Genomic DNA, 19,626 nt, shown 5'->3' on the forward strand with positions numbered 1-19,626 from the left:
CCCTGAGGACGAGGCCGATCGCGCCGACCGCACCGCTCCGCCCGGCCGTTCGGGTGGTCGCCGCGGGAGCCGGATGCGGAGCACGGACCGGACGCCACCGCGCGCGGGCACTCGCACGGGTGCCGGGGATCGTGGACCGCGCTGGGGGCGGGCGGTGAAGTTGGGTACCCTCTCGGTTGGCTTCGGGGCTTCGGCGGGCTGAACTGCCGTGACAGGGGATGGAATTTCATGAGCGCACCTTCTACCGACCTTTTTCAGCCGCTCAGGCCCGAGGACCCGGCCACGGTGGGCGGTTACCGGCTGGCCGCCGTGCTGGGCGCGGGCGGCATGGGCAAGGTGTACCTCTCCTACACCCCGGGCGGCCGGCCGATCGCCCTCAAGGTGATCCGGCCCGAATTCAGCGAGGACCCCGAGTTCCGGCGGCGCTTCCAGCAGGAGGTGCGGGCGGCGCAGCGGGTGCAGGGCCTCTACACCGCGCCCGTCATCGACTTCGACACCGAGGGCTCCCAGCCCTGGCTGGCCACCGCGTACGTTCCGGGCCCCTCCCTCTCGCACGCCGTCGCCGGGTACGGCCGGCTGCCGCTGCGCAGCGTGCTGCTGCTGGCCGTCGGGGTCGCCGAGGCGCTGCACGTCATCCACGGCGCGGGCATCGTCCACCGCGACCTGAAGCCCGCGAACGTGCTCCTCGCCGGCGACGGTCCCCGCGTGATCGACTTCGGTATCGCCCGCGCGGCGGACGCCACTTCCCTGACCGGCAGCGGTGTCAGCGTCGGCACTCCCGCGTTCATGGCCCCCGAGCAGGCCTCCGCCGGTACGGTCACCGCCGGCACCGACATCTTCGCCCTCGGCCAGATCGTGGCGTACGCGGCCATCGGCGCGCCCGCCTACGGGGAGGGGTCCTCGCACGCCGTGCTGTACCGCATCGTGCACGAGGACCCGGACCTCAGCGCGCTGCCGGAGGAGCTGCGGCCCCTGGTGACGCGGTGCCTGAGCCGCGATCCCGCGGACCGGCCCACCCTCACCGAGATCATCGAGATGTGCCACGACATCGCCCCCGCCCCCCTCCGGCAGGGCGAGGACTGGCTGCCCCAGGCGGTCGCCGGTTCCATCACCGAGCGCCTCCAGCTGCCCGAGCCGGCGAGGACCCCGCCGCCGCAGCCCGCCGTGGCCCCGACGCCGACCGAAGTCTCCCCGCAGCCGCCGGCGCAGGGCGTGTCCCCGTACGCGCCGACCGGTCTCGGCGTCGCCGCCGCGCCGACGCAGAGCGCCCCCGCCGTTGCGCCGCAGGCGCCGACCGGTCCCGCCGCTCCGGGCCTGCCGCCCGGCTACCCGACGCCCCCGCCCGGGTACCCGTCGCAGCCCGGCCACCGGACCCCGCCGCCCGGCTACCCGACCCAGCCCGGCTACCAGACGCCACCGCCCGGCTACCCGCAGGGGTACCCCACCCCTTCGCCGGCCCACCACCCCGGCTACCCGCCCCCCGCGCCGCAGCGCAAGTCGAAGGGGCCGGTCATCGCCGGCGCCGTCGTGGCGGCGGTGATCGGGCTCGCGGTCCTCGGCTCCCTGCTGCGGGACGGCTCGGGCGACAAGAACGAGGGCAGTTCCTCCGCCTCCGGCGCAAGCGCGAGCAGCGCGGCCCCCAGCGGCGCCTCCCAGAACAAGGGCGGGAAGCCGGCCGACCCCACCCCGGCCTCGTACAAGGGCATCAACCTGACGGCCAACTACCAGCTCATGCTGGCCGACAACCCGCCGCGCCCCGGCACCGGCGGCAACGCCGGGGTGCTGTACAACCACGGCGACCTCTACTTCTACCTCGACACCCTCTTCGGGGACACGAAGGTCGGCACCGACAACGGCAAGCTGGTCGTGCTGAACAACTCGCAGAAGGGTTCGCTGGAGACCTGCCGGGCGGAGACCCGCTACACCGAGAAGATCGGCCTCGACCAGCTCACGGACGGCTCGGAGATCTGCGTGCTCAGTGACGCCGGCCACATCGCGGTGGCGACGTACCGGGGCAAGTCGGGGGCGAACGACCCGAGCAGCTACATCACGCTCGACCTCACCATCTGGCGCAACGCCGAGGAGCCGAAGAAGAAGAGCTGAGAACGGAGCCGAAGGAGCGAGCCGAGGCGGGAAGTCCGATAGTACCCAAAATGGGCATATCGGCCATTCCTGTCATTTAACTCAGTCGTCAACATATGCCTTTTGAGGGTGTGTCAGCCGCAAAGGTGCGGGGCATAATCGGGCCCGGTCGTGTCCGGAAGCAGTGGAGCCATCGGGAAACCGACCGACCTCCCAGGCGGGTTCCCGCACCGGACCGATCCTCAAGGCGCTGTACATGTCCCTGGCCAGCCGCACTCGCCTCGCGGCCCTGCTCGCGGCGGTCTCCGTCGGTGTGGCCGGCGTCACGACCTGGGCCTTCGGTCACGGCAGTGGACGGGAGCCGGTGGCGGCCGGGGCGGTCGTCCGGCCGAGCGTGACCGAGGGCTCCGCCCTCCAGGTCGTCGCGCACCCCGACGACGACCTCTTCTTCATGAACCCCGACCTGAGCCGCTCCATATCGACGGGCATCAAGGTCACCACCGTCTACCTCACCTCCGGCGAGTCCGACGGCCGCAACGAGGCCCACAGCCCGCACCTGGACGACGCCGCGGGCCCGGCCGACCGGGCCGCCTACGCCGAGGCCCGGCAGAACGGCATCCGCGGCGCCTACGCGCAGATGGCGACGGGCGACCGCACCAGCGCCTGGCAGCGCCGGTCCATACCCACGGCCGGCGGGGGCAGCGCCGAGGTGGACGTCCTCGTCGCCCGGCCCGAGGTCAACCTGGTGTGGATGCAGCTCCGCGAGGCCCGCAGCATCTCCGGGGACAATCCGGACAGCCTGCGCGGCCTGTGGGACGGCCGGATACCGGCCCTCGGCGCCCAGCTGACCTCCGGCACGCCGGTCAAGGATCCGTTCTCGTACACGAAGGACCAGGCGATAGCCGCCATCGCGGACGTGTTCGCCCAGTACAAGCCGACGACGATACGGACGCAGGACCCGACCCCCGGAAAGACCGGGGGCGGCGCCTTCCTCGACCACCAGGACCACATGTACGGCGCCCGCTTCGTCCAGGCCGCCGCCGAACGCTACGCCCGGACCACGGACCGGCCGCACTTCTCCGTGCAGAACTACATGAGCTACCAGAACAGCGCGCTGCCGCCGACGCTCGACCCGCAGACCGCCGAGGAGAAGCTCGGCTACCTCAAGACGTACGCCTGGATGGACCACGACGACTGGTGCGGCAGCCCCGCGGGCTGCGGCGACCGCAAGACCGCGACCAGGCCCACCGGCGCCGGCTGGAACCAGACCATCCGCTACAGCCGGGGCGACGGCACCTCCTGGATGACCGAGGGCGCCGCCGGACGGCTGTGGGCCTTCGCCGTCCTGGACGGGCGGATGGCGTACTGGTCGCGCAGCGGCCCGAAGACCGCCTGGCAGGGCCCCCGCTTCCTCCCCGGTACGGGCATCGACGCCGGGGCGACCACGGTCCGGCTCCCGGACGGCCGGATCGCGGTGTTCGCCACCCGGACCACGCTCGGCACGACCCCCCAGGACTACGGCCGCGACCTCGTGTACTGCGTCCAGGACGGCGCCGACGGGGCCTTCGGCCCCTGGCAGTCGCTGGGGACCCCCGACCCGGACACCGCGGACACGTCCGTCACCTCGGCGATCAGCGGACCGGCCGTCGCCGTGGACCCGGCCGGCCGGATGACCGTGTACGTACGCGACTCCCGGCGCACGCTGCGGGCCCTGACGCAGACGGCCCCGGACGGCCCGTTCGGCGCATGGCAGTCGCTCGGCGGCGCCGGACTCCTCGGGGATCCGGTCACCGCGACCGACGGGGCGGGGCGGCGCCACGTGTACGCGGCGACGACCGGCTCCGTACTGGCCTGGGTCGAGCCGACACCGGGTGCCCCGCTGGCCGGCGCCTTCGCGACCGGGCTCCCGCAGACCACCGGCGTGCTCTCGGTCCGCCCGGAGGGCGACGGGGCCCGGCTCTTCTTCCGCCGGCCCGGCACAGGCACGGTCGGTACGAGCCTGGCCACCGCGGGCGGGCCCGCGCCGGAGTTCTCCCCGGTGGCCGAGGCCGGCGGTCCGGGCGGCTACGGCGGGGTGGGCGTCGCGGGCCCGCTGCTCGCGGGCCGTACCGGCTCGGGCACGGTCGGCGTGGTGGGCGCGGGCGGCCCGGAGTCCTGGCAGGAATCCCAGATGCTGTACACGGGGGCACCGGCGGGGGTGGCCGACCGCTCCGGTACGGCCGTCGCGGCGGCCCTCGGCCTCGACGCCGACCTGCACATCGTCACGACGCCCGCACCGGCCGGGACGCGGCCGGCCGGGGACCCGGTCCCCTCCCCGTGGCACCGGGCGGTCCAGCCCCCGATGCTCGCGCAGGCGGGCCGAGACACCCGCTAGAACCGCTGCGGCGGCGTGGGGAGTCCCTTGTCGTCAAGTGCCACCAGGGACAGGACGGTGATCGAGCCCGTCCAGGCCAGCGGCGCCACCGACGACGGCATGCCCGCACCGTTCACCTTCTCCGGCAGCTCCCCGAGCGAGTTCCGCTTGGCGAGCACCCAGTCCAGGACCTGCCGCGCCTTCGCCGGCCTGCCCGTACCGGCCCACGCGAGGGCGAAGAACGAGGTGCTCGGCGTCCAGGCGTTCGCACCCCACGGCGCCGCCGGATCGTTTCCGGGGGTCAGGCCCCCGTTGGGCAGGAGCAGGGCCTCGTACGCGGTGTCCAGCGCCCGCGGCAGGCCGGCCGGGGCGGCGTTGAAGGGCGGAGCCATGAAGGCCACCGCGCTGTCGTGGCCGTGCCGCCCGTCGATGGTGCGCTGGTAGCCCAGCGGCGCGAACTTCTCGGCTATCCCCGAGGAGAGCCGCCTGGCCGCGCGGGCCCAGCGCGCCGCGTCGCGCGGCTCGTTCAGCTCCTTGGCGAGGTCCGCGGAGGCGTTGAGCCCGGCGAGCAGGGGCGCCGCCGTACCGATGTTCGGGGTCGTCGTCGCCAGCTCCCAGTAGTCCGGGGAGGCCGGCGGCAGTCCGTCCGCGCGCAGCGAGGCCGCCGCGTGGTCGGCCGCCTTGCGGATCATGGGGTACAGGGCCGTCAGCCGGGCGTGGCGGGTGGCCGGCGGCGCCGTCCAGTACCACTGCCACGCGGCCCAGGGGACCCAGCCGTTGGCGTCGAGCTGCCACTGCCTGCCGTCCGGCGGCCCGGAGCCGTCGAGCTTCGTCCGCGCCTCCCAGGTGCCGTCCCCGCGCTGGGTCGCGGCGCTGTAGCGCAGGATCCGGTACGCCTCGGCCTCGTGGCCGGTGTGCGCGAACGCGGCGCAGGCGAAGCTGGAGTCGCGGGGCCAGGAGTACATCCAGGCGGGGGACCAGCCCGCGGCCATGGCCCCGTTCGGCCGGAGCAGGGCGCGCATGGTCAGCAGGGCCCGCTCGGCCGCCGCGCGCTGCGCGGGCGTACCGCCGGGCACCCGGCCTCGCGCCAGCCAGGCACCGCTCTCGGCTATCTGTTTGCGGGCCCCCGGATCCTCGGCGGCCACGGTCGCCGCCGACGTCCGGCCGCCGGGGAGGTACTTCCACCGGCCGGACGGCAACCGCAGTACGTTGCTCCGCGCCACGTACCGCGTGCCCTCGGCCAGGGACCGCGGGATGCCCTCGGTCGAGGCGGCGTTGGTGAGGAGACCGACCGGGGGAGCGGCCTCGTCGGTGTGCCGGTCGGCGGGTCCCGCGGCGAACGTGGAAAGGGTCACGGACACCACGGCCGTCGTGATGACCGTGCAGTGTACGAGCAGGCCGGCCGGCATCGCGGCTCCCTCCGTCCGGCATCCGCGCGTGCGGTGCCCGGAATTCCCAGCGTGGGGGAGGCCCGGAGAGCCCGCCACGACACACCAGCCACTCGGGTGACCCCGGATGCCGGTGGGCCGCGCACCGTGCACATTGGTGTGACCGGCCCCTGCGAAGGAAGGGTGAATGAGTACTACTTCGACGGAGCGCGAGGGCGCGGGCGAGGCCGGGGGCGCGGGGCCCGGCGCGGGCGCGGGCCCCGGCGGGGGCCCGAGCACCGAAGCCGCCGACGGCCCGGGCCGGGCGAGGGGCCACCGCGCGGTCCCCGGCCGACTGCTGGTGGGCGCGGTCGTCACCCTCGTGGCGGCGGCCGGAGCCCTCGTCGCCGTCGGATGTTTCCTCGGCCTCTACGTGCGGCCCACGTCCGACGACTGGTGCGCCGCCTGGAAGTCCCGTGACCTGGGTGTCCTCGGCATCACGTCCGACTTCTACTCCACCCAGAACGGGCGCGTCACCAATGCCTTCCTGAGCGGTGTCGTCTACGCCGACGGGTTCGCCGGAATCAAGGTCCTGCCCACCGTCATCGTCGTCACCTTCACGGTCGGTCTCGTCCTGCTCGGGTGCGCGTTCGTCCGGCTCCTGGGCGCGAGAGCCCGGGTGACGACGGTGATGGCCCTCACCGCCTGCGCCCTGGCCGTCCAGGCGCTCGTCTACTACGCCGGCACCCGCAGCTACCAGGTGCTGCTGTGGGCCCCGGCCACCATCTCCCACACCGTCCCGAGCGTCATCGGGGTGTGGGCGCTCCTGCTGGCCATGCGGACCGTGCGCGAGCCCCGCGCCCCCGTCCGCGCGGCGGGCTTCGCCGCCGCGTTCGTCATCGCGTTCGCGCTCGGTACCCTGAGCGAGCCGTTCGCCCTCGTCAGCGGCCTGCTCGCGGTCGGCGTCGGCCTGCTGGCGCTGCCCCGCCTCGAACTGGCACGGACCTGGCGCGCGTTCACCTGGTGCGTGATCTGGTGCTCCGGGCTCGTCTGCGGCCTGATCGTGCTCTACACCTCCCCCGGCGCCCGGTGGCGCCGTGCCCAGCAGCCGCCCAGGGAGTCGATGCTCTCCCCGGGCGAACTCGCGGGCACCTTCCGGGACTGGCTCCACATGTGGGACGCCGTCACGGGCCAATGGGCCTACCTCGCGGCCGCGGCCGTCGGCGTCCTGCTCGGCCTGGTGGCGGGGCTCCGCGCACCGGTACGCGCGCAGGGCACAGGGCGCCGGGCCGCCGTACCGCGCCCGATGCTCGTCGCCGCGCTGCTGCTGCCCGTACCGGTGGTGGTGCTGGGCTCCTTCGCGGTGGTGCTGGGCCTGCGCAGCGGCTACGGTCCGAGCGGGTGGACGTACGCCCGTACGTGGACGAACTACCTCGTGCCGATGGAGCTGGCGCTGTGCGCCTACGGAGCCCTGCTGGGGGGCTGGGCCCGGCAGTTCCTCGCACGCCGAGGCCACGCCCCGGTGGCCGTGTCGGCGACCGTCGTGGCCGCGGGCGCGCTGACGCTGGCCGCACTGGCCTCGCTCGTCCCCGGCCTCCAACAGCTCACCACGGCCACGGTCAGCCGCTCGGTGGCCTGGGACGCCCAGAACGCGCGCATCCGGAGCGAGGCGGCGCGCGGCGCCACCGACCTCGGGTACCGGCCCCTGTACATCGGCAGTCTGGCCGAGCCCTTCTTCACCTCCGCCTACGAGCGGGACTGGGTCGCCGGCTGCATGTCGAAGTGGTACGGCATCACCCGCATCCACCGCCTCTGAGGGCGGACACGCGCCACGGCGGGCGGAATGGGCGGGCGGGATGGGACTTTCGGCGGATACGGGTGCGGCGGCGCTTGCGTAGGGTCGGGGCCGTGAGGCGAACGATCATGGAATTCCGCATACCGGCGCACCTGCTGCTCGCGGGCGCGGCGCTGTCGGCCGCACTGACCCCGACCAGCCTGTGGTGGGCGCTGCCGACCGCGGTGTGCGCCTTCCTGGCGGGCTGCCGGCCGGGCCGGACGCGGAGCACCGCGCTCGCCCTGCTCGCGGTGGTCCTGGCGGCCGTGGCCGTGGTGGCGGCGGTGCCGGCCTGGATGGTGTGGGGCGGGCGGTTCGTGGTGGTGCTGGTCGGGGCCGGGATGCTGCCGTGGTTCGGAGGGCGGTTCCACCGGCAGTACCGGGAACTGGTCCGGGCCGGCTGGGAGCGGGCCGCGCGCCTGGAGCGGGAGCAGCGGCTGGTCGCCGAGCAGGCGCGGCTGCGCGAACGGACCCGGATCGCCCAGGACATGCACGACCTGCTCGGCCACGACCTCACCCTGATCGCCCTGTCCGCCGGCGCGCTGCAGCTCGCTCCGGATCTGCCGGAGGAGTACCGGACGGCGGCCCGCTCGATCCGGGCCGGTGCCGGGGGAGCGGTGGAACGCCTCGCCGAGATCATCGGCGTCCTTCGCGGTGGCGGCCCCGGCGATTCCGCAGCCACGGCCGAACCGGGTGATCCCGCCGAGCCGGGTGATCCCGCCGATACTGCCGATCCCGCCGGTCCGGGTGATCTCGACGGCCTGGTCCGGCGGGCGGCCGCCGCGGGGCTCGACGTACGACTGCGGACCCTCGGACGGGCGCCGGACGAGCTCCCGCCGGCCGTCGAGCGGGCCGTGTTCCGTGTGGTGCAGGAGGCGCTGACCAACACCGTCAAGCACGCGCCGGGCGCCGCCGCCACGGTGTCGGTCCGGTACGGGAGGTCCGGGGTGGAGGTCGCCGTGACGAACGGGCCGCCTGCGCGCGGTCCCGGCGGTCCCGGCCGCCCCGGAGCCGGCGCGGCGGGTTCCGGGTCCGGGCTGGTGGGGCTCGACGCACGGGTGCGACGGGCCGGCGGCAGCTTCACTGCGGGCCCACGGGGCGGCGGCTTCAGGGTCCGGGCCCGGCTCCCGTACGCCCCGGCCGCCCCCGCATCCGCCCCCGCATCCGCCGCCGGCACCGCCCCGCATCCGGCGGCCCTCACCGCCGCCGAACAGCGTCTGGGGCGCAGGGGACTGGGGCGGACGGCGCTCGCCGCGGTGCTCGTGCCGATGGTCACCGCCGTGCTGCTGTTCGTCGGGCTGCGCGCCTGGGACGTACTGACGGCCCGCCAGTCCGTGCTCCCGGCCGAGGACTTCGGCCGCCTGCGCGTCGGGCAGCTCCGCGAGGAGATCGCCCCGCTCCTCCCCGGCCGCCAGACGACGGCCCGCCCCGCCCGGCCCACCCCCTTCCCGGAGGGGGCCGCCTGCGAGCATTACGTGGCCACCGCCGACCCGTTCGACGACCTGTCCGGTGACGTGTACCGGCTCTGCTTCCTGGACGGCCGCCTGGCCTCCGCCGACCTCTTCACCGGAAGGGCCGCCCTGTGATCCGTATCCTCATCGCCGACGACGAGCCGATGGTCCGGGCCGGCGTACGCGCCGTGCTGTCCACCGACCCCGACATCAGTGTGGTCGCGGAGGCCGGCGACGGGCGCGAGGCCGTCGCACTCGCCCAGCGGCACCGCCCCGACGTCGCCGTACTCGACGTCCGCATGCCGGGCCTCGGCGGCATCGAGGCCCTGGCGGAGATCCACCGCACCACCCCCGGGACCGGGGTGCTCATGCTGACCACGTTCGGCGAGGACGACTACATCCTGCGCGCCCTGGGCGGCGGGGCCTGTGGCTTCCTCGTCAAGTCCGGCCCGCCCGAGGAGCTGATCGCGGGCGTACGGGCCGTCGCCGACGGCGCCGCCTACCTCTCACCCAAGGCCGCGGCCCGGGTCGTCGCCCACCTCGCGGCCGGCGCGGCGGGCCCCGGGGCCGACCGCCGCAGCGCCGCCCGTGCCCGGGTCGATGCGCTGACCCCGCGTGAACGCGACGTACTGGCCTTCCTCGGCGGCGGGTTGTCCAACGCCCGCATCGCCCGACGGCTGCACCTGGCCGAGGGCACGGTGAAGGCCCACGTCAGTTCGATCCTGGCCCGGCTCGGTGTGCAGAACCGGGCCGCGGCCGCCGTCGTCGCGCACGAGGCGGGCGTGGTCCCCCCGGCCGCCGCCGGCGCCCCGCCCCGCGACCAGACCTGAGACCGCGCGCGCCGCCCACGGGCGTACGCCGGCCAGGAGGCCCGCCACCACGGCGGCGCCCAGCACCGCGCCCGCCAGCACGTCGTGCGGGTAGTGCACCCCGACCGCCACGCGCAGCAGCGCCGCCGAAGCGCCCAGCGGCAGCGTCGCCGCGGCGAGAGCGGGCCGCAGCAGCGCCACCCCGACGGCCAGTGCCACGGCGAGCGTCGCGTGGTTGCTCGGGAAGGACCAGTCGCCCGGCTCCGGGCACACCGCCACCACCACCGCGTCGCGTACGGCGCGGCACGGGCGTTCCTCGTCGACGAGCGTTTTGACGGCCTCGCTGCACACGTACGCGGCCACCACCCCCGCCGCGACGAGCGCCGCGCCCGCGATCCCGTGGGCGTCCCGCCGGCGCAGCGCGCGCCACCCCACCGCGGCCAGCAGCAGCCCGAGGAGGACGAGCGTGCCCTCCGTGGCCGCCTCCAGCAGGGTTCCCGTCCAGCCCGGCCCGTCCGCCACCCACCCGGTCACCGCGCGGTACCCGCGGGCCGAAGGCCCGTCCGCGGGCACGGGCCCGTCCGGCGCGAGCCACATCAGGCCCAGCGCTCCCGCGATCGCGGCGGCCGCCGGAGCCAGGACCGCCCTGCGTGCCGTACCGGGTGTCCGTGAGCGCCGGTGGTCGTGTATCTCGTTGTCCATGCCCCCGACGCTAGGAACCCGGGGCGGCGGGCGCCCCGGCCGAACGGCGGCCCCGTACCGCGCCTTTCGTCGGGGTTGTCCGCACCGGGACCGGCTGCTACGCGGCCCCGTCGGTGTGCGCGAGGATCTCGGCGACCGCGGTGTCCCAGACCTCGGGCGGCGGCATCTGGTGTCCCATGCCGGGGAGCGGGACCAGCCGCGCGCCCGGGATCTCCCGGGCCAGCGCCTCGGCGTGGCCGTACGGGAAGAGGGGGTCGGCGGTGCCGTGCAGGACCAGCGTCGGGGCGGTGATCGAGCCGAGCCGGTCGCGTACCGGGGGACCGTCCTCGACCATCCAGTGGTTGCCGGCGGCGGCGGGGACGGGGCTGCGGTCGAACGCCCGCCCGGCGGTCCGCCGCAGGCGGTCCTCGTCGACCGGAATGGTGCCGGCGAAGGCGCGCTCGGCGGCGAGGAAGTACGCGACGACGGCCTCACGGTCGGTCCAGTCCGGTGACGCGGCGGGCTCCGCGAACGTCTTCGCCAGCGCGTCGCTCATGGGCGGCAGGCCGGGATGCCCGGGGCCGCCGGGGCCGCCCGGACTCGTGGAGATCAAGGTGAGCGTCGCCACCCGTCGCGGGTGATCGACGCCGAGCCGCTGGGCGATGCCGCCGCCCATCGAGATGCCCACGATGTGCGCGGCGCCGATCCCGAGCCCGTCCAGGACGCCGACCGCGTCGCCGACCAGGTCCGCCTGCGTGTACGAGGGAGCCCCGACCGGCCAGGTCGTGGAGCGCCCGGTGTCGCGGGTGTCGTACCGCACCACGTACCGGCCGCCGTCCACCAGCCGGGCCACGAACTCCTCGTCCCACCAGTCCATCGTCGCCTCGGCCCCGGAGACCAGCAGGACGGCGGGCGCGGCCGGATCCCCGAACGCCTGGACCGCCAGGTCGACTCCGTGCACGTGCAGTGTCCGCTCAGGCATCTGCAAGACCGACCTCCGCGGTTCGCCCAGGTTCCCCTCCCGCTCCTCCACCCTAGGGACGGGGTCGGGCCGGCGGGGCGGGACACCCCGCCGGCCCCGGCCGTACTCAGATCGCCGGACTGCCGAACCAACGGCCCGCGGCCCGCTCGAACCCCTCGGGATCAGGGCGGCCCTCACCCGCCCAGGCGACCACGCCGTCCGGTCGTACCAGCACGGCACCCAACCCGAGGTCCTGCGTGGCGGTCCCGGCCGCGTACCGTATCCGTCCCTCCCAGCGCATCGCCGAAGCGTTCAGGCGCCGATCGGTGCTGAAATCGAGCACGACGCCCCGTCCGTCCTCCATCAGGTCGGCGAGGCGAGTCCCGTCGTCGAGACGGAACTCCGGGGCGGCGCGGCCGACCAGTGGGTGCCCGTCGCCCACGTCGTAGCGGATCCACGATCCCGACACCCTCTCGAACACGTAGGTCGCCCCGTCACGGGTCCCGATCAGATCGCGGACCACCGCCTGGACCGCCTGGGCGTGCGGGCCCGGCTTCATGACCGCCACCTGGGCGCGCGACCAGTCGAGCACCGCCGCGCCGATCGGATGGCGCTCGTCGGTGTAGGTGTCGAGCAGCCCCTCCGGTGCGTGCCCGCGGACGGTCGCCGCGAGCTTCCAGCCCAGGTTCACGGCGTCGCCGAGGCCCGTGTTGAGTCCCTGCCCGCCCAGGGGGGAGTGGATGTGGGCGGAGTCGCCCGCGAGCAGGACGCGTCCCCGCCGGTACGTCGTCGTCTGCATGGCCCGATCGGTGAAGCTCGACGCGATGTGGACCTCGTCCAGCGTCACCTCGGTGCCGGACACGCGGCGCAGGACCGCCTGGAGATGGTCCCGGGCCGGCGGCCGCGAGCGGTCGAACGCGCCGCCGTCGAAGTCCATGATGCCGATGTGCCCCTGCCTGGGCATCCGGATGTACATGCCCGCCGGGGTCAGGTTGAACCCGGGGCGCAGCTGGTCGATACCGGAGATGGTGGCGTGCATGCTGTATCCGGTGAACTGCGGCTCGGTGCCGACGAATTCGAAGCCCGCGAGCCTGCGCACCGCACTGCGTCCGCCGTCGCAGCCGACGAGCCAGCGCGCCTCGTACGTGTCCGGGCCGGCGTGCGCCGCCACCGTCTCGTCGCCCTGGGTGACGTCGGTGACGGTGACGCCGCGCCTGATCTCCACGCCCACCTTGGCGGCCTGCTCCGCCAGCACCGTCTCGATCGCGTCGAGGTGCGTCATCACGGACCGGAACGCCGGGCTGGGAAGCCAGTAGGGGAAGGCGGCCACATCGATCTCTGCCCCGTCGAGCATGATCCCGGCGAAGTGGCCACCGAAGCGGGGGCGCGACGGCTCGTCCGCCTCGGGCCGCGTAGCGAAGAAGCCGTTCTGGGCACCCGATGCGGTCAGGAGCGGGTCTAACAGTCCGCGCCGGTAGAACGCCTCGACCGACGCGGCGGACAGGCCCCGCATCCCGAGGGGGGCCGCCTTCCACGGGGAACCGGGCTCGGGCTCGCGTTCGAGCACCAGGACGGAACAGCCGGCGAGGCCGAGCTCGCAGGCGAGGGAGAGGCCGACCGGGCCGGCTCCCACGATCACCACGTCATGCACGAGAGATCCCTTTCGTAAGTTCCACGCCGGAAGTGCACCGGCAGGACCTCTCGAAAGGTGTCAGCCTCCACCGACATCGGACCGACACCCCCGACACACCACCGACACCGGGCGTGGCCGGGCAGGTGGGCCCCGGGGCCCGTGCGGCCTCCTATGGGTGTCCGACCGGACCCGGGCCCGGTCGCGGAACCAGTCGCGCGCCCCCACGAGCACCGCGACCCGAGAGGCGTCGGGCGGGCGGACCGGTGCACGCTGGAGGTGAAGACCCCGCCGGGCGCCGGGCTCGGCGCCGTTTCCCGCACGCTCGGGCATTCCGGGGGACACGGGCCGCGGGACGATCCCGGAAAGCAGGTGCGTCCCATGCGCACGTCGACCCGTATCGCCGGTCTCCTGACCGGCCTGACCCTCGCCCTTGGCGGCGCGCTCGCCGCCCCGGCCGCTCAGGCGGACATCCCGGCCTGTACCCAGATGGCCACCCAGGCGGGTGCCACCGACACCTCCGGCCTCTCGTCAGCGTGCCAGCGTGGTGTCAGCGGCGACCTCCAGGGCTGCGTGTCCGGACTGACGGCGTCCGGCGTGGCGGGCGGGGCCGCCACCGGCGCCTGCCGGATGGCGGCCACCGAACCCCGCTAGCGGGCGGTACGCGCAGGGGGCCGTCGTTCCCTGCGCGTACGAGCCTATGCGGGCGACCTCCGCTGCGGCGGGCGGTGCGGAAAGCGGCGTTCGAGGCACCCGTTTCCTTCGGTTCGCGTTGAAAGTGGCCCGGCGCACACACCAATCCGTGTAACGAACCGCCACAGAACGCGACATTCCGGCCCTCTGGCGGTGACCCGCCCCACAGGACCCACGTCACATACGACCCACGCTAGTAGCCCCCACCACCCCCGATCCCCACCCCGGAACCCGGCCCCCACCTGCACCGACACCCACCGTCCCCACCCGGGCCGAAGGACACCGCTCTGCGAGGACGGCTAGTAACAGGGGCCTTTGCCACGGCGCCCGGGACCTGGCTAACTGGTGATGTCGCCACGGCGGCGGGGCCTTCGCCCCCCGCCCGACGAACCCCTCTCCACCGCGTGAGTGGCTCACGCATGCCCCTGGCGTGCGGCGACCGCCCTTGTCCCCGTCGGAAGGTTCCCTCCGTGTCGAAGTCCGTCATTCGCAGCATCGCCGCTTCCAAGAAGGCCCTGGCCGGTTCGATCGTCGCCCTGGGCGTCGCCGGCACCATGCTCGCCACGGTCCCCGCCCAGGCGGCTCCGACGAGCGCCAAGGCGATCGCCCAGCAGATGATCAAGGACCCGGCGCAGTTCGCGGCGTTCAACAACATCGTTTCCCGTGAGAGCGGCTGGAACCACACCGCGACGAACGCCTCCTCGGGCGCCTACGGCCTGGTCCAGGCCCTGCCGGCCTCGAAGATGGCCTCCGCCGGTGCCGACTGGAAGACCAACCCGGCCACCCAGATCAAGTGGGGCCTGGACTACATGAACTCCCGCTACGGCAGCCCCGTGGGCGCCTGGAACTTCTGGCAGACCCACCACTGGTACTAAGCCACCAGCGGGCAGCACCCCAGACATTCCCGAAGACGCTCGGCCGGACCCCCGGCCGGGCGTCTTCCGCGTTCCGTGCCCCGTCCTACCGTCAACGGGCCGTCGGGAACCAGGAGATACGCCGCCACGCGGCGCGGCGGGAAATGGCGGAACGCCCCAAGATCGGCTCGTGATCGTTGTCGCGGGACAGGACCACTGAACGCGCCCCCGCCGGAACAGACTTGCAGGGCGCGTGGCCCGACCCGCCGCCGCGTCCCAGTTCCGGCGAACCAAGGACCTGCCATCGTGAACGAGCACCTTTTCACGCCCCGCAACCGGGGCTTCCTCTTCCTCGACTCCCACCCCGCGGGATGCGCGCGCTCGGTCGCCGACATGTGGGAGGCCTGCCCCGCACCCTCCGGCCCTTCGGCCGCCGCCGCGACGGAGGGCGAAGGGCCGGCGGCGCTGGTCATCGGCTCCTCCGCCGGATACGGCCTCGCGGCCACGCTCGCCGGACTCAAGCGCGCCGGCATCCGCGGTATCGGCGTCTCCTTCGAGAAGGCCCCCACCGTACGGCGCACGGCGACCGCCGGCTGGTACCGCACCGCCGCCACCGCCGACCTCGCCCGCGCGGCCGGGCGGGACCTGGTCCTCCTCAACGGCGACGCGTTCTCCGACGCGATGAAGGACCAAGTCGCCGACCTCATCGAGCGGCGTTTCGGAGGCCGGCTGGACCACCTGGTCTACTCGGTGGCCGCGCCCCGGCGCACCGACCCCGTGACCGGGACCACGTACGCCTCCGTCCTCAAGCCGATCGGCCTGCCGAACCGCACCAAGACCCTGGTCTTCGACGAGGAGGGCGTCCCCGAGGTCCGCGAGGTCGAGACCGGGCCGGCCGAGGGCGACGACGTGGAGCAGACCGTGGCCGTGATGGGCGGCTCGGACTGGGAACGCTGGATCGACCACCTCGCCGGGCGGGGGCTGCTCGCCGAGGGTTTCGCCACCGCCGCCCTGTCGTACATCGGCTCGCCCCTGACGGCGGCGATCTACCGGCAGGGCACCATCGGGGCGGCCAAGGCCCACCTGGAGGCCACCGCCCGCACCCTGAACGAGCGGCTCGGCAGGACGGTGGGCGGGCGGGCCGTGACCTCCGTCAACGGCGCCGCCGTCACCCAGTCCTCCACCGCGATCCCCGGCATCGCCTTGTACACGGGCCTGCTGCGCGGCGTACTCGGGACCGGCCTCGTCCCGCCGATCCGTCAGCTCGCGACCCTGTGGGACCAGTTGACCGGCGCGGCCCCGCTCGCTCTGGACGACGAGGGCCGGGTGCGTCTGGACACGTGGGAGCTCACCGAAGAGGTCCAGGCGGCCGTCGCCGAACGCTGGGAGAGCGCCACCACGGACACCATCGCCGCCCTGGCCGATCTCGACTGGTTCCGCACCGAGGTCCGGCGCCTCTACGGGTTCTCCGTCCCCGGCGTCGACTACGCCGCCCCGGTGGCCACCGACGTCCCCTGGCCCGTCCCCACGCCCCGTGCGGCCGACGACGACTCCGGGCCGGAAGCGGTCCGGTCCACCGTGTGAGCGGTGTGCGCGCGGCACGTAGCCCCGCTCTGGTTCAGGAGCCGAACCCAAGCGGGCGCCGTTCCCCCGGAACGGGCGGCATTCGGCCAGTCGTCGCGTGAAGTCTTGACGACAGCAGGGCGGTTCAGTTGACTCACGCGGTGTCTTGCCCGGTGGTGTAGACCTCGGAGGCGCTTCGTGAGTACCGCACGCGTGACACCGGCCCGGCGCCGGCTCAGAACCGCCCTGCTCGGTGTGGCCGGCGTGCTCGCCGGACTCCTCCCGCTCGCCCAGGCCACGGCCACGGCGGCCGCCGGGGAACCGCCGCCCCCGACGGCGGTCGACCGCTTCGAGGGTGAGGTCCCCTTCGCCGGACCGCCCGCCGAAGGCATCTTCACGTGGGGCAGCGACGGCGACGACCAGCCCCGGCTGGAGCTGCGGGAGCGCGCCGACGCCCCCGAGGGCGCCAAGGTCCTGCACGGCGACTACGACATCAGCGGCTGGGGCGGCTACAGCCACGACTTCGCCTTCGACAGGCCCGCCCACGACTGGAGCGCCCGCGGCGGCATCCGCTTCTGGTGGTACGGGCAGAACACCGCGCCTTTGCCGCCCGGTTCGGGGCCCCGGATCTCCTTCGAGCTCAAGGACGGCGGGGCCAACGGCGAGGCCTCCGAGCTGTGGACGACCTCCTTCACCGACGACTGGCAGGGCTGGCACCTCGTCGAGATCCCGTTCTCCCGGTTCGAGTACCGCACCGACTACCAGCCGGTCGGCGGCATCGACCACGTGCTCGGGCTGACGCAGATGTGGGGCTACGCCTTCACCTTCCCGGTGGGCCGCGCGGGCGAGTTCATGCTCGACGGGGTGGAGGTGTACGGGACCGCCGATCCGGTCGCGCAGACCAAGGTCCTCACCGATGCGACCGTTCACCCTGTGAAGGAAGGCGGTTCGGCCGAGGTACGCGTCTCCGTGGCCACCACCGGCTCCGGACCGCTCTCCGATCCGGTGACCGTCGGCTACTCCAGCGAGGGCGGCACCGCGACACCCGGAGCCGACTACGAGCCGGTGACCGGCACCCTCACCTTCCCCGCCGGGACCCCCTCCGGCACCTCCCGCACCGTCACCGTCACCACCGCCAAGGACCGCGACGGGGAGACCGCCGAGACCGTACCGCTGAAGCTGACCGTGACCGGGGCCCGGCCGCCCGCCGAGGACCCCCTCGTCGTCATCGACGCCCACGGGCTCCCCTACCTCGACCCGAAACTGCCGGTGAAGAAGCGGGTCGCGGACCTGCTGGCCCGCATGACCCCGCAGGAGAAGGCCGGCCAGATGACCCAGGCCGAGCGCAACGCGCTCAAGTCGCCGGGCGACATCGCGGCGTACGGCCTGGGTTCGCTGCTGTCCGGGGGCGGCTCCGTACCCAGCCCCAACACCCCCGCGGCGTGGGCCGACATGGTGGACGGCTACCAGCTGCGCACCCGGGCGGCCCGCCTCCAGATCCCGCTGGTCTACGGCGTGGACGCCGTGCACGGCCACAACAACGTCGTCGGTTCCACGATCATGCCGCACAACATCGGCCTGGGCGCCTCCCGCGACCCGGAGCTGGCCGAGCGGACCGGCGCGGTGACCGCCGCCGAGGTCCGGGCGACGGGCGTTCCCTGGGATTTCGCGCCCTGCCTGTGCGTGACCCGTGACGAGCGCTGGGGCCGCTCGTACGAGGCCTTCGGCGAGGACCCGGCGCTGGTCACCTCGATGGAAACGGTGATCCGGGGCATGCAGGGAGCGCCCGACGGCCGGGACCTGGACCGCCCGGACAAGGTGCTGGCCACGGCCAAGCACTACGTCGGCGACGGCGGCACCGCGTACGGCTCCTCCACCACCGGCTCCTACACCATCGACCAGGGCGTCACCCGGGTCACCCGGCAGGAGCTGGACGCGGTGCACCTGGCGCCGTTCCGGGAGGCGGTCAAGCGCGGGGTGGGGACGGTCATGCCCTCCTATTCCTCAGTGGACTTCACGGACGACGCGGCCGGTCCGGTGAAGATGCACGCCAACGCGGAACTGATCAACGGTGTGCTCAAGGACAGGATGGGATTCAGGGGCTTCGTCATCAGCGACTGGCAGGCCATCGACCAGATCCCCGGCGACTACGCGAGCGACGTCCGCACCTCGGTCAACGCCGGCCTGGACATGGTCATGGTGCCGAGCGCCTACCAGGACTTCCACCGCACGCTGGTCGGTGAGGCGGCCGCGGGCCGGATCCCGCAGGCGCGGATCGACGACGCCGTGGCGCGGATCCTGGAGCAGAAGTTCCGGCTGGGCCTGTTCGAGAAGCCGTACGCCGACCGTTCCGGCCTCGGGGCGGTCGGCTCGGCCGAGCACCGGGAGGTGGCCCGCGAGGCGGCGGCGAAGTCCCAGGTCCTCCTGAAGAACGAGGGCGGTCTGCTGCCGCTGAAGCCCTCGCAGAAGGTGTACGTCGCGGGCTCCAACGCGGACGACCTGGGCAACCAGGCGGGCGGCTGGACCGTGAGCTGGCAGGGCTCGTCGGGGCGCAACACCGTGGGCACCACGATCCTGGAGGGCATGCGCAAGGCCGCCGCCTCCCCGGAATCGGTGACGTACTCGAAGGACGCGAGCGCGCCGACGGCCGGGTACGACGTGGGCGTGGTGGTCGTCGGCGAGACCCCGTACGCGGAGGGCGTCGGCGACGTGGGCAACGGTCACGACCTCGAACTGTCCGCGGCCGACAAGGCCGCCGTCGACCGGGTCTGCGCGGCGATGCGGTGCGCGGTGCTCGTGGTCTCCGGGCGCCCGCAGCTGATCGGCGACCGGCTGGACCGGATGTCGGCCCTGGTCGCCTCCTGGCTCCCGGGCACCGAGGGCGACGGGGTCGCGGACGTGCTGTACGGCAAGCGGGCGTTCACCGGCCGGTCCCCCGTCACCTGGCCGAAGTCGCAGGCCCAGCTGCCGATCAACGTGGGCGACGCGGCGTACGATCCGCAGTTCCCGTACGGCTGGGGGCTGACCACGCTCGGCGCACCCGCGCAGGGCGGCGAGGCTGCCCTGCGCGCCCTGGCGATCGCCGCGGTGGCGGTCGAGCGTACGACCGGGGCCGACTCGGAGGCCGGTCGTGCCGTGGCGGACCGGGCGCGGGCCATCGCCGCACAGCGGATCGGCGGACGCTTCACGCAGGCCACGTCCGGACCCTTCGCGGAGGCGGACCACCTCCTCCTCACCGGCGACCTGACGGGGTCGGTGGCCGCCCTGACCGCGGCCTTCCGCGCCGCGCCCCGCTAGCCGGGCGAGGCCCCGACCCTCCCTCGCGGCAGGCCGCGGGGGAGGGGCGGG

At 74.2% G+C, this 19,626-nt stretch carries 12 protein-coding genes and 1 pseudogene; 9 read left to right on the forward strand and 4 right to left on the reverse strand.

Features of this window, described 5'->3' with window-relative positions; translation table 11 throughout:
* The first annotated feature begins 228 nt into the window (after window positions 1-228).
* Together CP980_RS31645 and CP980_RS31650 are read left to right on the forward strand one after the other, a co-directional pair.
* Entirely contained in the window at window positions 229-2,103 is a 1,875-nt protein-coding gene (locus CP980_RS31645; protein WP_150529689.1) for a serine/threonine protein kinase, read from the forward strand.
* A gap of 235 nt (window positions 2,104-2,338) precedes the next feature.
* Window positions 2,339-4,456, forward strand: coding sequence for a PIG-L family deacetylase (locus CP980_RS31650; protein ID WP_150529690.1), 2,118 nt, complete (start codon window positions 2,339-2,341; stop codon window positions 4,454-4,456).
* On the opposite strand, the gene CP980_RS31655 is transcribed toward CP980_RS31650, so the two are convergent.
* Window positions 4,453-5,790 (reverse strand): glycoside hydrolase family 15 protein, encoded by a 1,338-nt coding sequence (locus CP980_RS31655; protein WP_150529691.1) that lies wholly within the window; start codon window positions 5,788-5,790, stop codon window positions 4,453-4,455. The genes CP980_RS31650 and CP980_RS31655 overlap by 4 nt on opposite strands.
* 220 nt (window positions 5,791-6,010) lie before the next feature.
* Between CP980_RS31655 and CP980_RS31660 the strand changes: the two genes are divergently transcribed.
* From CP980_RS31660 to CP980_RS31670, 3 genes are all read left to right on the forward strand, one after another.
* The gene (locus tag CP980_RS31660) at window positions 6,011-7,618 is read left to right on the forward strand and encodes a hypothetical protein (RefSeq protein WP_150529692.1); all 1,608 of its coding nucleotides are present in this window, start codon (window positions 6,011-6,013) and stop codon (window positions 7,616-7,618) included.
* 107 nt (window positions 7,619-7,725) lie between these two features.
* Window positions 7,726-9,222 (forward strand): sensor histidine kinase, encoded by a 1,497-nt coding sequence (locus tag CP980_RS31665; protein WP_150529693.1) that lies wholly within the window; start codon window positions 7,726-7,728, stop codon window positions 9,220-9,222.
* Window positions 9,219-9,917, forward strand: a complete 699-nt coding sequence (locus CP980_RS31670; protein WP_150529694.1) for a response regulator transcription factor — start codon at window positions 9,219-9,221, stop codon at window positions 9,915-9,917. The genes CP980_RS31665 and CP980_RS31670 overlap by 4 nt, the downstream gene beginning before the upstream one ends.
* On the opposite strand, the pseudogene CP980_RS31675 reads toward CP980_RS31670, so the two are convergent.
* From CP980_RS31675 to CP980_RS31685, 3 genes and pseudogenes are all read right to left on the reverse strand, one after another.
* Window positions 9,912-10,598: pseudogene (locus tag CP980_RS31675) on the reverse strand (phosphatase PAP2 family protein); the annotation flags it as partial. The gene CP980_RS31670 and the pseudogene CP980_RS31675 overlap by 6 nt on opposite strands.
* Window positions 10,599-10,695: 97 nt before the next feature.
* A complete protein-coding gene (locus CP980_RS31680) occupies window positions 10,696-11,559 on the reverse strand; it encodes an alpha/beta fold hydrolase (RefSeq protein WP_150529695.1) in 864 nt (287 codons plus the stop codon).
* A 106-nt stretch (window positions 11,560-11,665) separates the two neighbouring features.
* Complete coding sequence (locus CP980_RS31685; RefSeq protein WP_150529696.1) at window positions 11,666-13,189, reverse strand: FAD-dependent oxidoreductase; 1,524 nt, start codon at window positions 13,187-13,189, stop codon at window positions 11,666-11,668.
* A gap of 360 nt (window positions 13,190-13,549) precedes the next feature.
* Between CP980_RS31685 and CP980_RS31690 the strand changes: the two genes are divergently transcribed.
* The 4 genes from CP980_RS31690 (at window position 13,550) to CP980_RS31705 (ending at window position 19,575) form a co-directional block, all read left to right on the forward strand.
* Window positions 13,550-13,822, forward strand: coding sequence for a hypothetical protein (locus CP980_RS31690; protein ID WP_132760093.1), 273 nt, complete (start codon window positions 13,550-13,552; stop codon window positions 13,820-13,822).
* A gap of 509 nt (window positions 13,823-14,331) precedes the next feature.
* Window positions 14,332-14,736, forward strand: coding sequence for an aggregation-promoting factor C-terminal-like domain-containing protein (locus CP980_RS31695; RefSeq protein ID WP_099888073.1), 405 nt, complete (start codon window positions 14,332-14,334; stop codon window positions 14,734-14,736).
* Between the two features lie 285 nt (window positions 14,737-15,021).
* Window positions 15,022-16,299, forward strand: a complete 1,278-nt coding sequence (gene fabV, locus CP980_RS31700) for an enoyl-[acyl-carrier-protein] reductase FabV (RefSeq protein ID WP_150529697.1) — start codon at window positions 15,022-15,024, stop codon at window positions 16,297-16,299.
* 177 nt (window positions 16,300-16,476) lie between these two features.
* Window positions 16,477-19,575, forward strand: a complete 3,099-nt coding sequence (locus CP980_RS31705) for a glycoside hydrolase family 3 N-terminal domain-containing protein (protein ID WP_229907447.1) — start codon at window positions 16,477-16,479, stop codon at window positions 19,573-19,575.
* Window positions 19,576-19,626: the final 51 nt, after the last annotated feature.

Origin of the sequence: Streptomyces vinaceus (assembly GCF_008704935.1) — a bacterium.
Classification (GTDB): Bacteria; Actinomycetota; Actinomycetes; order Streptomycetales; family Streptomycetaceae; genus Streptomyces; species Streptomyces vinaceus.